Below are 12,872 nucleotides of genomic sequence, written 5' to 3' on the forward strand. Positions count from 1 at the left end.
CTCATCGCCATTTCAAGCCGGCGCCTACAAGGGGTTGCGTGGTGCCACAGGAATCAGAAGCGGCTGGTCACGCTCAGGCCGACGGTGCGCGGGTCGCCGTAGGTGATGACGTATTGGCCCAGGGTGCCGTTCGGACGGCCGTGGACCTGGTAGCGGCGGTCGGTGACGTTGTTCACGAAGCCGGTGACGCTGAGCTTTTCATCCGGGCTGAACCAGGTCAGGCGGGTGTTGGCCAGGGTGTAATGCGGCTGGCTGAGGGTTTTGTCAGCACTGCTCTGGCGATCGGCGAGGAAGTATTCCTTGTCACGGAAACTCACGTCGCCACCCGCGACCAACTTGCCGCCGATTTCCAGCGGGAAGGTGTAGTCGGCACCAAGCGCTACTACGTTGCGCGGCGAACGTACAAAGCTGTTGCCGCTGTAATCGCCGGTGATGGCGCCTGTGTTGGGGTTGGTGTTCTTGAAGTCGGTGTATTCGGTGTCCAGGAACGAGACCGCCGCACGCAAGTGCAGGTAATCGGTCGGCTGGGCTTCGAGTTCCAGCTCGGCGCCCTTGACTGTCCCCTTGGCGCCGTTGGTCAGCGCAGTGGTGAGCACGCCGTTATTGACCGTCAGCAGGTTCACCTGAATGTCCGAATAGTCGTAATAGAAGATATTGGCGTTGGCCGTCAGGCGATGGTCGAACCATTCAGACTTGAGGCCGATTTCGTAGGCGTCGAGTTGTTCAGGGTCCACCGTGGTCAGCTGCGAAAGGCTGGTGGACAGGCCAGTGTTGAAACCGCCGGAACGGAAACCGTGGGCATAGCGCAAGAACGCGCGCACGTTGTCGTTGAACCGGTATTCCGGCGTCAGGTCGTAGGTCCAGGCTTCCCAGGTCTTGTCTTCCTGACGATTGCCATTGGTGCCAACACCCGCCAGTGGCACCAACGGGCCGTTGGCGGTGATGCGGGTCAGTTGGGTCAGGTCGAGATCAATGTCTTTCTTCTCTTGGGTCCAGCGCAGGCCGCTGGTCACGGAGAAGTTGTCGGTGAAGTCGTAGGTCAGGTTGCCGAACAACGCGTAGCTGTCCGTGGTGTGGTCGTAGCTCAAGTCACGAAAGTCGGTGGCACCGCCCGTCTGGTTCGAACCGGTGCCGTTAGGCGTAGGGCCTGGCGTGATGAAGCGCTGTGCAGAGCTGTCGAGATCCTCGTGGAAGTAGTGCGCACCGAGCAACCAGCGCAAGGTTTCCTGCTGCGGCGAGGCCAGGCGCAGTTCCTGGGAATATTGCGAGTATTTGTTGTCGGCAATTGCCGCGCCGTTGACCTCATAAGGGGTGTAGTCGGCGTCGCTTGTAGACTGCCCGCGAATGTAGTCGTAGGCGCTGATGGAGGTCAGCGTGTAGTCCCCGAGATGCCAGTTCAGCGTCAGCGAAGTGCCGTCATGATCGAGCTTGGAGTCTTCATTGACATTGAGGGCGATATCGCGCCCGCGGGGTCTTTCATAGCCGACGTTGTAGTAGCGCCCGATGGTTAGTGAGCCGTTGCTGCCATCGCCTTTGTACTCGCGGCTGTGGACTTTCAGCAATGCCTCGAGATCATCATTTATCTGCGCAAGAAACTGCAGGCGTACGGCTTTCTTGTTGACGTCGCCGTAGGTGTTGTCATCCACCAGGTTCTCCTGGAAGCCGTCGCGTTCTTCGGAATACAGCGAGATCCGGGCGGCGAGTTTGTCGTCCACCAGCGCTCCCCCCAGAGCGCCGCTGACGATGCGTTCGTTTTTGGTGCCAAACCCGATCGTACCGAAACCGTCGGTGTCGAAGGTCGGTTTTTTGGAGATGACATTGACCGCGCCCGCGGTGGTGTTCTTTCCGTACAGCGTGCCTTGCGGGCCGCGCAGTATTTCGATGCGTTCCAGGTCGAACAACGGCCCGCCGCCGGCGATCGGCGCGTTCAGGTACACGTCGTCGGCGTAGATGCCCACCGGGTACACGGTCGCGGCGCCGGTGTCACCGGTGCCCAGGCCGCGGATGTACCAGCGTGGTCGGCCGTCGCCATCCGGGTTCTTGGCTGATGCGTTGGGCACGAAGGTGGTGATATCGCCCATGTTGCGCACGCCATCGGCCACCAGGCTGGTGCCCTGAACTGCCGATACCGCCACTGGAACTTCTTGCAGGGTTTCTTCGCGGTGTTGCGCGGTGACGGTGACGGTCTTGAGTGAAGGCTCGGTGGCCGTTTTGCTGGTGTCGGTTTCTGTGGTTTCTGCTGCCAGCAATCCTTCGCTGACGCCGCCCCCGGCCAGCAATAAGGTTAGCCAGATACTTTTGGTGATTGGATTAAGTTTATGCATTTAAGTCTCCCCCGATAATGTTTCACTAATGGGGGTAGAGCAGAGATCGTGCCAAGTGAATTTATGGAAGGTTTAGTTTTGTTAAGTGCCTGTATTTAAAGGATATTAAATTTTATAAAGTTGTGATTTTTCAGGGGTTTCAAGGTTTTTTTAGTTGAATCCACTGCGCGTTGAAAGCGTTTGCCGAAGATTCAACATAAGTTGCTTGGCGGGTGTTGCTGGAGCAGCAAACATTGAGTGAGGGAGTGTTGCCAGGTCAACAACTCGTTGACCTTGAAGACGCTATCGTCGGAACGCCGCCCGCAGCAAGCCGGCTCCCACAAGTCCGCAGTGTGAACCCGATTCTGTAGGAGCCGGCTTGCTGCGGGCGGCGTTCCGACGATGGCGGTGTAGCGGGCGACGAAGATTTCAAACCGCCAGGCGGGAAGTGGAACCAATGACATTTTCCAACACGCTGAAATCGATCCAGTCCCGGACATCGAATCGCCGCGGGATGAAGTCCCAGCGGTGCAGGAAGTCAGTGAAATCCTGCAACGCCTCGATGGAACGCGTATCGAGCGTCGTGCGTAAACGCCGGTGGGCGTCTTCACCGTAGGCGGCAGCGACCCAGTATTCGCTGGTGTTCAATTCACGGGCCAGAAAACGCCGGGTCTCGTCCGGATTGGCCCAGGCCCATTGCTCGGTGCGCAGCACGGTATCGACAATCCTCACGCTGGCATCGAAATGTTCATTCAACAAGCGAGTGTCAACCGTCAGCGTCCGTGGCGTGCCGTTGTTCGAGCGAATCAGCGGGTCAGGGTGCGAGCCGGTATCAATGACCACGTGCAAGCCGAATTCGTTGGCCAGGTGCACGGCATGCGCGCCCTTGAGGAAGATCGCGTCGATGTCGCCACGCAACAAACCGATCAGTTCGTTGTTGCGGCGGCTGAAGCGCGTCACACCGAGGCTGACTTCCGAACCGTAGACATGCTGCTTCTGATCGTCGCTGTAGGTACCGCCATAGGGGTAGTCCACCAACTCGACATCCGACACCTCAAGGCCTTCAAGCTTGAGGGCGTTTTCCAGCCCGCGCAGGGCTTGGGCGCGGGTGAAGTCGATCTGCACGTTGGCCCATTTCGGCACGCCGAAGCGGCGGTTTTTCAGATCGCGAACCGTCTTCACACCGCTTTCTGCGGTGGTCAGGATCAACTGCACCTCGTCGCTCCAGGACAGCCCCAGCACCCGGGTCTGTACACCGCTGGCGTAGGCCCAGATGGCCGGGATATTACCGCCGTGGCGCACCGAGTTTTTCAGGTGATGGTCGTAGTGTGCTTCGCGAACTTCCCGTTCGCTGGACTCGCGCAGGGATTGAATGTTGGTGCCGAATGGCAGAAAGGCTTGCGCCAGTCGACCGGATTGCACGGCGATGCCCAGTCCTGTGGGAACCGGACTGTGGGTGTACCAAAGCGTATCGAGTGGTTTGCTCATAAAAGCCTTCAGTTCGAGTCCATTAAACCTTGCGGGTTATCCGGCCAGCGCGGTGTGTGATTGCAGCAACGCGTCCAGTGGCCGGCGATCGATCCAGTCACGCACGTCGAAGCTATTGGGGATGAAACGCCAGCGATGCAGAAAGTGGGTGAAGTCCTGCAGGGAGGCGATGGCTTGCTCATCCAGTTCGGTACGCAAGCGCAGGTGTGCGTCATTGCCATAAGCGGCGCTGACCCAGTACTCGCTGCTGTTGGTTTCGCGGGCCAGGTAGCGGCGCGTTTCGTCCGGGTGGGTGTGGGCCCAAAGTTCGGCGCGGCGTACGGAATCGAGAATGCCGGTGGCAACATCGAAGTGGTTGTCCAGCAGGTTCAGATCCACTGCCAGCGTGCGAGGCGTGCCGTTGTTGCTGCGGATCAGCGGTTCGGGGTGCGAGCCGGTGTCGATCACGGTATGCAGGCCGAACTCATGGGCCTGGCGGGCGGCGCTGGCGCCTTTGAGGAAAATCGCGTCGACCTCGCCGCGCAGCAGGCCGACCAGTTCCAGGTTGCGTCCCTCGACCCGCTGGGTGCTGACCGGCGTACCGTTCACGGTGCTGACCTGCGGGTCGCTGAACGTGCCCTCATAGCGGTAGTTCACCAGTTGCACATCGCCGACCTGCAAGCCTTCCAGCAGCAGGGCGTTTTCCAGCCCGCGCAGAGCCTGTGCGCGGGTGAAGTCGATCTGCGCACCGGCCCAGTCAGGCAAGCCGAAACGGCGCCCCTTGAGGTCCTTGACGGTTTTGATGCCGCTGTCTGGAAGCGTCAGGATCAGTTGCACTTCATCAGCCCAGGACAGGCCAATGACCCGCGTCTCCCGGCCTTGAGCCCGGGCCCAGATCGCCGGGATGTTGCCGCCGTGGCGTACCGAGTTGCGCAGGGTGTGATCGAAATGCGATTCGCGCACAGCCTTGTCGGCGGATTCGCGCAATGACTGCACCTGCGTGCCCAAGGCACCAACAGTCTCTTGCAGCCAGCCTTTTTGCACGGCGATGCCCAGCCCGGTGGGGACGGGACAGCGGGTGTACCAGAGGGTGTCGAGGGGGTGAGTCATGGGTAAGTCTCCTGCAGCGTTCAGGCGCTGGCTTTCAGATGAGATGCCGTTTGTGCGACAGGGCGTTGGTGCACCAGCGGCAGGACTTCCTGACCGATGCGCAGGGCTTCTTCCAGATGTGGGTTGCCGGCGAGGATGAAGGTCGAGAAACCGGCGTCGCGGTACTCCACCAGGCGTTCGGCGATGTTCTCGTGGCTGCCCACCAGACCCACGGTCGGGCCCGGTTTGGCCTTGGCGAAACCGGCCCACAGGTTCGGACCGATGATCAGGTCGTCGAAGCGGTCGATGTTTTGGTGGTAGGCGGTCTGGCGAGCACCACCGACCGAATCGGAGCCGCTGGCGAAACCCTTGGCGACCACGCTGCTCTTGCCTTCGAGCTTGTCGAACTGGCGGCGCAAATCTTTCCACGCCAGCTCTTCGGTTTCCCGGGCGAACAGGTCGACACGCAGGCCGAAGCGCACGCTGCGACCCTGTTTGTCTGCCAGTTCACGCACGCGATCGATGTGCGGCTTGAGCTTGTCGATGGGCTCGGCCCAGTTCAGGTAGACGTCGGCATGTTTGGCGGCAACATCCAGGGCCGCATCGGAGAACCCGGAAAAGTACACGCCGGGCTTGCGCTCGTTTTGCAGACCGTGCGGCAGGGCACCGTTCTCCAGCTGATAGATATCGCCGTCATAGGAGAAGCGCTCGTTCTCCCAAAGCCCCTGGATGATGTCGAGGAACTCGCCGGTGCGCTTGTAGCGCAGGTCATGTTCGAGGAAGTCGCCGTTGGCCCGCTGACTGGCCGGGTTGCCCCCGGTGATGATGTTCCACTCCAGGCGACCGCGGCTGAGATTCTGCAGGATGGCCGCTTGTTGCGCGGCATAGGCCGGTAGGGTCCAGGTGGCCTGGAAGGCGATGAGGAATTTGATCCGGCGGGTTTCCCGGGCCAGTGCCGCTGCGGCGATCCATGGCTCCGGACCGGTGGGCAACAGGGCGCCTTCGAAACCGGCCAGTTCGGCGGCTTTCGCGACCTGGGCGATGTAGTCGATGTAGGTGAAGTCGTCCGGTTCACCATTGGGCAGACGCCCGGGTGCGATGTTGCCTGGACGATAGTGGGGATTGCCGCGGTTGTGTTTGTCGGTGGTCAGTTGCGGACCATCGGTGCCCAGCGGCAGGCGCCAGAAAAACTCAGTGCTCATAGGGTGCTCCTGATTCAATTACGCGTTGCGTCGTGTAGGTGCGATGACGTTTTGAGTGGATGATTGCAACGGACATGCCATGCGCGGTGAGCCGGGTTTTGCTCAGCAGGGCCGGGCGTTTGGCAGGGGGGCGGGGAAGGATTGAGGATCAGGGTGCTGCTGTGGCAGCAGTGCGTCAGCAATGGTTGCTCGGGGTGCAACAGGTTAATTTTCAGGCGAACTGGCAATCGCCAACGCTAGCAAGCCAGCTCCTACAGGTCCGTGTTGTGAACCCGATTGTGTGGGAGCCGGCTTGCTGCGGGCGGCGTTCCGGCGATGACGGTTGCGATCACACTGATGCTGTGGCGACGATCTCATCAATGGACGAGCCGGCCTCGGCGCTGCGCAAATAGGTCTGGTACAACGCCGCGTAAGCGCCACCCTGTTCGATCAATTGGCTGTGTGGCCCTTGTTCGACCAGGCGACCCTGGCGAATGACCACGATGCGGTCGGCATCGCGAATGGTGGCCAGGCGATGGGCGATGATGATGGCGGTGCGGCCTTCGCAGAGTCGGCGAAATGCTCGCTGTATTCGGCGCTCGGTATGGATATCGACGGCTGAGGTCGCTTCGTCCAGCACCAACACCGCCGGGTCAGCGAGGTAGGCGCGCACCAGGCAGACCAACTGCCGCTGCCCATGGCTCAAGTGCCCACCCAATGGCCCGACTTCGGTCTGATACTGGTGCGGCAGGCGCTCCAGCACCTCATCCGCGCCCAGCTCCCGGGCTGCTGCAATCAGACTCGCATCGTCGGCATGGGGCGATGCCAGTCGCAGGTTGTCGAGGATGCTGCCGCTGAACAACACATTGTCCTGCAAAACCACGCCGACATTGCGCCGCAGTTCATGTTGGGTCAGGTGGCGAACATCGACCCCGTCAAGCCGGACCGCGCCCGACTGCACCTCATAGAAACGCGTCAACAACTGCACCAGCGTGCTCTTGCCATGGCCCGAGGGGCCGACAATCGCCAGCACCTCACCGGCAGGAATGTGCAGGTCCAGGTCGTTGATCACCGGCGACGCACTGTTGCCATCGTAGCTGAACCGCGCCTGTTCAAAACGCACTTCACCCCGGGCTTTGCCCACTCGTTGCGGTGTGGCGCTGTCGTTGATTTCCGGTCGGGTGTCGAGCAGCAGAAAGATTCGCTGTGCCGAAGCCGAACCGGTGGCGTAGCGCTCGAACAAGTCCGACAGTTCCTGCAATGGCCCGAGGAACAGAAACACGTAAAACAGGCTCTCGGCGATCTGGCCCACGGTCACATCCGCCTGCGCCAGACCGTACGCGCCCACCAGCAACAGCACTGCCATGCCGGCCGAACTGAGCAGGGCGGTAAAGGGGGCGAACCAGCCGGACCGCAGGCTGCCGCGAATCAGCGAATGATTGAAGTCATCCAGCAGACCGCGATAGCGCCGCAGGTTCGGGGCTTGCTGGGCACACTGCTGCAACATGCGCGCGCCGCTCACGCTCTCCACCAGATGCGCGGTGAAGCGGCTGCGGTTTTCCGCGACCTTGGCCCAGTTGCGCTGGGAGATGCGTTTGAAACTCCAGGTCGCGAGCACCAGCAAAGGCACCGTGGCGGCGAGACTGAGAAAAAACCGTGGGTCGATTCGCCAGAGCATTACCGACGCCAGTCCACAGCGCAGCAAGGCGCCCAGCAATTCAGGCGGGCCCTGGATCAGCAGCGGTTCAAGGGCATCGACGTCCCGGTCGACACGGGAAATGATCCGTCCGGCCTTGGTCCGGTCGAAATAGCTCACGCTCAGGCTCTGGACATGCGCAAACACCCGCACCCGCAGGTCATTCAAGACCCGAATCGCCGCACTGCCCGCCACAAACTGCGAGACCCCGGCGAGCAGGAAACGCCCGAGCCAACTGGCTGCCAGCCCCAAGCCGAGCCAGAGTACCAGGCGTTCATCGAGCAACCAGTGATCGCCCTGTTGAATCAGCCCACGGTCCAGCAATTCACGGACGAACCAGGGGCGCAAGAACACGGTGAAGACCAGCAAAAGCTCAATGCCGATGACTGCGGCAATGTGGCGGCGAATCGGTTTGAGCAGCGGCAGCAGCCGACTGAACATGCTGCGGTCAAGGGCCTTTTTGGCCAGCATTTCTTCTATTTCGATATCGCTCAAGGCTTTGCCGGCGATTGGGTTAGCCATGGTCGATCCCTAGCAGGTCGCGGTAGTCCGGATGGGTTTTCAAGAGTTCAGCATGGGTGCCGCTGGCGACGATCCGGCCGTCCTGGAGCATCAGCACGCGGTCCGCCAGAAGAATGGTCGACAGCTTGCTGGAGATCAGCAGCAAGGTCGTTGCCCGACCCTGGTCTCGGCGCAACTGACGAATGTTGTTCAGAACCTGGCGTTCGCTGATCGCATCCAGCGCACTGGTGGCATCGTCCAGGCACAGGATGTCCGGCTCACCGAGCAGCGCGCGGGCCAGACTCAAGCGTTGGCGCTGACCGCCAGACAGCGTCACGCCACGGTCACCGAGCGGCGTGGCCAAGCCTTGGGGCAGACGTTCAAGTACGTCTTCGGCAGCAGCCAAACGCAAACCCTGACGCAGTTGTTCATCGCTGGCGTGCGGCGCCGTCAGCCGCAGATTGGCCGCAAGCGTGTCGGAAAACAAAAAGCTTTCCTGGGGCACTACATGTACGCGCCGTCTCAGTTCGTCCAGATTCAACTGACGGATGTCCTGCCAACCGGCACTGTCCGAACCGATCAACAAGCGACCGGAACTTATGTCGCTCAGGCGCGGCAGCAGGCTGGCCAACAGGCTTTTACCGGTGCCGGTTGCGCCCACCAGCGCGACGAGTTCACCTGGCTGCAGCGTCAGCGAGCAGTCCTGCAGAATCTCTCGTCCACCGCCGGGGGCGCTGACACTGACGTGCTCCAGTTTCAGTCCCAATGGCGAGTCGGGCAGGCTGTCGGCACCGCTTCGAATCGCGGCTGGTTCGTCCAGCAGTTGCCAGATGCGCTCGGCGCTGGAGCGCGCGTCGGCGAAGGTCTGCATGACGCGGCCAATGCCTTCGATGCGAAATACCAGGGTGGTGGCGATCAGTAGCGAAGTTACCAGTTCGCCGATGCCCAACTGGCCGGCGGCCACCAGATGAGCGCCGTAAATCAGAATCCACACATGCCCTAACGCAACGACGGCCTGGGGCAGGGGGATGCGCGAACTGGAGTAGGCGAGGGCGAGGCGGGCATGGTCGGCGAACACCGCAACTTGCGTGGCGAAGCGCTGAATGCGGCTGTGCTCCAGGCCGAACGACTTGATCACCCGCACGCCGCTGATGCCTTCGCTGAGGTCTTGATTGACCCGGTCATAGGCTTCGCCAACCGCTCGATCGAGGCTGACCAGGCGTTCGGTCTGGCGCACGAAAATCCACAGGCCGAACCCGGTGAGCAACAACGGTACCAGGCCCAGCAGCGGGTTGTACCAACTGAGCAGGCCGACGGTTGCCAGCACCACCAGTGGCGTTTCCACCACTTGGCGCCAGAAACTGATTAGCGCATCGCGCACCTTGTCGGCGTCGCGAGTGGTACGCGTGATCATTTCACCCATGCCGTGTTGCCAGTGATAGCCCAGGTGCAGGGTTTGGACCTGGTGCAGGATGCGTTCGCGCAGACGCGTCAGCAGTTCCTGGCTGAGCACCAGCGACAGCACGCTGGCAGCGTATTGCAACACGCCACGGCCCACGGCCACGGCGAGCATCAGCCACAACCAATACCAGCCGAGGCTGGCGTCCAGGCTGCCATCGGCGTGGCGGGTTACCGCGCGGCCGGCACTGACATCGTTGACCGCATGCCCGATCAGCCATTGCTGCCAGACCAGCCCGAGGTTCACGGCAACGAACAGCGCCGCCACCAGCGCGAAGCGCCAGGGCATCTCCCGGTAAATCGTCAGGCTGCGCAGAAGAGGGTGTTTTTCGATCATGTAAATACTCTGTGGGGGTATGCCAGGCCGTACCGAGTGATACCGCGCAAAACACGGACCTGTAGGAGACGGCTTGCTGGCGATGGGGGTCGTCCAATCAACGCCGGGGGCTGGTGGCGCCCTGTTTTTCCTTGGCGTTGAGGATCGCGGTGTATTCGCCCGGGTCGACACCGTTGAGGTAGTAGTTGCCGACATGATGCAGGCGCCAGCGGATCGGATCGTGGGTGGTGTGGACCCGGGCGTTGCGCCAGAAGCGGTCCAGGTTCCATTTGTTCAGAGATGAACTGGCCCCGAGCAGGGAGAAGATATCGCTGGAGATCTTCAGCGAGGCCGCATCGGAATGAGCGCGCGCGGTGGCCACCGAGAGAATCAGTTCGTCTTGCAGCTCTTTGTTGTCCGGGTCCAGTTCATGTTGATCGAACACCCGCGCCGCATCCCGCAGCAAAGATTGCGCACCACGCAAGGCCACGGCGTATTCGCCGACCTGTTTGATGATGTGCGGCTCCTGATGGGCATGATCGACGCCACTTTCCACCCAAGGGCGGGCGTTGTGGTTGAGGTATTGCACCGCCGCCGACAGCGCGCCTTCGGCAATACCGGTGTCGATGGCCGCGTGGAGAATCTGCGGGAATGTCAGGCCCGTGCGCTTCATCGGTCCTTTGCGCTGGGAGACGAAGCCTTCGTCGAGTTCAATGTTGTCGAAAATCACCGTACCGCTGACCGAGTTTTTCTGACCGAAAGCTTCCCAGTCATCGACCAGCGTCAGGCCCGGGGTATTGCGATTAAGCAGCACCCCGGCACCGCCGTCGTCGCTGGCGGCCGTCAGGGAAATCCACTCGGCCAGGTAGGAACCGGTGGAGTAGAACTTGCTGCCGTTGAGGACAAGCTTGCCGTCGGCGCGACGTTCGACCCGGGTCTTGAGCGCGAACTTGTTCTTGCCACCCACCTCGGCCAAGGCATTGCCGAAACGTTTGCCGGCCAATACATCGCGGATCAAGCGGTCGCGGATCTCGTCGGAATACCCGGTGAAAATCCCCCGCAGCATGACGTTGTGGATTTGCAGCAACTGACCGACGCCGCCGTCGGCCACTGAAATGAGGCGCACGGTTTCGACGATGGTTTCCACCGAAGCACCGAGCCCGCCAAACGCTTTAGGCACGCCAATGGCGGTCAGGCCACTTTCGGACAACAGCTGCGCCTGGCGCCGTGGCAGTTGACCGTTCTGACTGGCATCGGCGGCGATTTCGGCAATCTCCAGGGCGATTTCCCTGGCCACCGCGATGGCCTGGGCTTCGCTTTGCAACGGGCGAATGGGGGCCTGTTCCTGGGTCAGTTGGCCGGCGGGATCGTGTTCAACCTTGCTCATTGTTGTACCTCTGATAATGGATCTGCTGTTGCCCGTAAAACCACACGAACCGCCCTTGTAGGAGCCGGCTTACTGCGGGCGGCGCTCCGACGATGGCGTTCTACGGGTTTGTGAAAGGGCCTTGAGCAAGTTCTGCGCCAAGGGCTCGAAAGCCTGCCCGGCGCTGGGTTTGTCGCTGTGAAGGGGTGGCGGGTGTTGCTGGGGAAGCAACGGGTTTGCGGCAATTGCTCGAACAGCAGCAGTCACCGCGCAACGCTGCTGGCAGGCCAGCAGTTAGAGGCGGCTCATTTACGCTGGTTGACCTGAAAGCCGCTAAAACAGCGGCTTTCAGCTTTTGGCACGGGCACTGCAATAGCTCTGGCAACAGTCGCCGCGACTGACTTGCCCAACCAGATGGAGCCGCCCATGACGCTTGCTGCCAAACAGACCCGACCCGATACCCAAGCCAAACTTGACCAGATCTGGTTCACCCGTTGCCCGGTGCCGACGGCCTCCGGAATCGCCTACAAGCTAGGCTGGCTCAGCGACGAATTCGCCGCCGATGGCCTGCCGGTTTCGACCTTGCAGGAGGCCCGACAACTGGGCCATCACCACTACGATCACGAACTGCCGGGACTGTTTCGCGAAGGCGGAAACGTCCCGGCATTGGCGGCGCGTGCAGCCGGTGCGCCGAGTCGCTTGATCGGCCTGACCTGGATTGAAGAATGGCAGACCATTCTGGTCCGCCCGGACTCCGGCATCAGCCGGCCGCAGGACCTCAAAGGCAAGCGACTGGCGCTTCCGGCCTGGGGTGAAACCCGTCCGGGCAGCATCGCCCGGGCCATGAGCCTGCACGGTTACAAAGGTGCGCTGAGCCTGGCCGGGCTCGGTTTCGATGATGTCGAACTGGTGGAAGTCGCGCTTCAAGATCAGCAACGCGCAGCCAGCCCGCAGGAAGGCTTGCAACGCCTGTGGTCGGGTCTCGATTACCTGGTGCGCGGCGAGGTGGACGCGGTCTACGTCAAAGGCGCTTCCGCCGCCGACGCCGCACGCCGTCTCGGGCTGGTGGTGGGGATCGACCTGGACCTGATTGCCGAGCCGCGCTATCGCATCAACAACGGCACGCCGCGTCCGATCACGGTCCATCAGAGCCTGCTCGACAATCATTTCGACCTGGTGGTGCGATTTCTCGCGCAAACCCTCAACGCTGCTGACTGGGCCGCCAATAACCGCGATGCCCTGAACACCATTCTCGAAGAAGAAACCCGCGCCGGCAGCGCCGGGGTTGCCGAGGCCTATCGCGGCGAATTCCACACCACGCTGGCACCGGACCTGTCCGCGCAGCGACTGGAGTTTCTCGATACGCAAAAAGATTTTCTGTATCTGCACGGCTTCCTGGAACGCGATTTTTCCATCGCTGACTGGGTCGATCCGCGCCCGTTGCAAGCCGCCCATGAACTGTTGGCCAAGCGCCGCGCCTGAATCTGGAGATCTG

General features: G+C 61.5%; 8 protein-coding genes. 1 reads left to right on the forward strand and 7 read right to left on the reverse strand.

Features of this window, described 5'->3' with window-relative positions:
• Positions 1-53: 53 nt before the first annotated feature.
• The 7 genes from AC07OG_RS20910 to AC07OG_RS20940 form a co-directional block, all read right to left on the reverse strand.
• Positions 54-2,324: a TonB-dependent receptor gene (locus tag AC07OG_RS20910; RefSeq protein WP_218425940.1), complete on the reverse strand. Its 2,271-nt coding sequence runs from the start codon at positions 2,322-2,324 to the stop codon at positions 54-56.
• A gap of 408 nt (positions 2,325-2,732) precedes the next feature.
• The gene (locus tag AC07OG_RS20915) at positions 2,733-3,791 is read right to left on the reverse strand and encodes an ABC transporter substrate-binding protein (protein WP_218425941.1); all 1,059 of its coding nucleotides are present in this window, start codon (positions 3,789-3,791) and stop codon (positions 2,733-2,735) included.
• 36 nt (positions 3,792-3,827) lie between these two features.
• Entirely contained in the window at positions 3,828-4,880 is a 1,053-nt protein-coding gene (locus AC07OG_RS20920) for an ABC transporter substrate-binding protein (protein ID WP_495067968.1), read from the reverse strand.
• Between the two features lie 20 nt (positions 4,881-4,900).
• Positions 4,901-6,061, reverse strand: a complete 1,161-nt coding sequence (locus AC07OG_RS20925) for an LLM class flavin-dependent oxidoreductase (protein WP_218425943.1) — start codon at positions 6,059-6,061, stop codon at positions 4,901-4,903.
• Between the two features lie 328 nt (positions 6,062-6,389).
• A complete protein-coding gene (locus tag AC07OG_RS20930; RefSeq protein ID WP_495067969.1) occupies positions 6,390-8,258 on the reverse strand; it encodes an ABC transporter ATP-binding protein in 1,869 nt (622 codons plus the stop codon).
• Complete coding sequence (locus AC07OG_RS20935; protein WP_495067970.1) at positions 8,251-10,032, reverse strand: ABC transporter ATP-binding protein; 1,782 nt, start codon at positions 10,030-10,032, stop codon at positions 8,251-8,253. Before AC07OG_RS20935 ends, AC07OG_RS20930 begins: the two co-directional genes overlap by 8 nt.
• A gap of 97 nt (positions 10,033-10,129) precedes the next feature.
• Positions 10,130-11,398: an acyl-CoA dehydrogenase family protein gene (locus AC07OG_RS20940; protein ID WP_495067971.1), complete on the reverse strand. Its 1,269-nt coding sequence runs from the start codon at positions 11,396-11,398 to the stop codon at positions 10,130-10,132.
• Between the two features lie 405 nt (positions 11,399-11,803).
• Here AC07OG_RS20940 and AC07OG_RS20945 point away from each other — a divergent pair, with 405 nt between their 5' ends.
• Complete coding sequence (locus AC07OG_RS20945) at positions 11,804-12,859, forward strand: ABC transporter substrate-binding protein (RefSeq protein ID WP_495067972.1); 1,056 nt, start codon at positions 11,804-11,806, stop codon at positions 12,857-12,859.
• Positions 12,860-12,872: the final 13 nt, after the last annotated feature.

Source organism: Pseudomonas sp. GW821-FHT09H03, from assembly GCF_059415945.1.

What these genes read in the sequence shown, in the direction of transcription:
- AC07OG_RS20910 (WP_218425940.1), bottom strand. Translation starts at nt 2,324, where the DNA reads ATGCATAAACTTAATCCAATCACCAAAAGTATCTGGCTAACCTTATTG.
- AC07OG_RS20915 (WP_218425941.1), bottom strand. Translation starts at nt 3,791, where the DNA reads ATGAGCAAACCACTCGATACGCTTTGGTACACCCACAGTCCGGTTCCC.
- AC07OG_RS20920 (WP_495067968.1), bottom strand. Translation starts at nt 4,880, where the DNA reads ATGACTCACCCCCTCGACACCCTCTGGTACACCCGCTGTCCCGTCCCC.
- AC07OG_RS20925 (WP_218425943.1), bottom strand. Translation starts at nt 6,061, where the DNA reads ATGAGCACTGAGTTTTTCTGGCGCCTGCCGCTGGGCACCGATGGTCCG.
- AC07OG_RS20930 (WP_495067969.1), bottom strand. Translation starts at nt 8,258, where the DNA reads ATGGCTAACCCAATCGCCGGCAAAGCCTTGAGCGATATCGAAATAGAA.
- AC07OG_RS20935 (WP_495067970.1), bottom strand. Translation starts at nt 10,032, where the DNA reads ATGATCGAAAAACACCCTCTTCTGCGCAGCCTGACGATTTACCGGGAG.
- AC07OG_RS20940 (WP_495067971.1), bottom strand. Translation starts at nt 11,398, where the DNA reads ATGAGCAAGGTTGAACACGATCCCGCCGGCCAACTGACCCAGGAACAG.
- AC07OG_RS20945 (WP_495067972.1), top strand. Translation starts at nt 11,804, where the DNA reads ATGACGCTTGCTGCCAAACAGACCCGACCCGATACCCAAGCCAAACTT.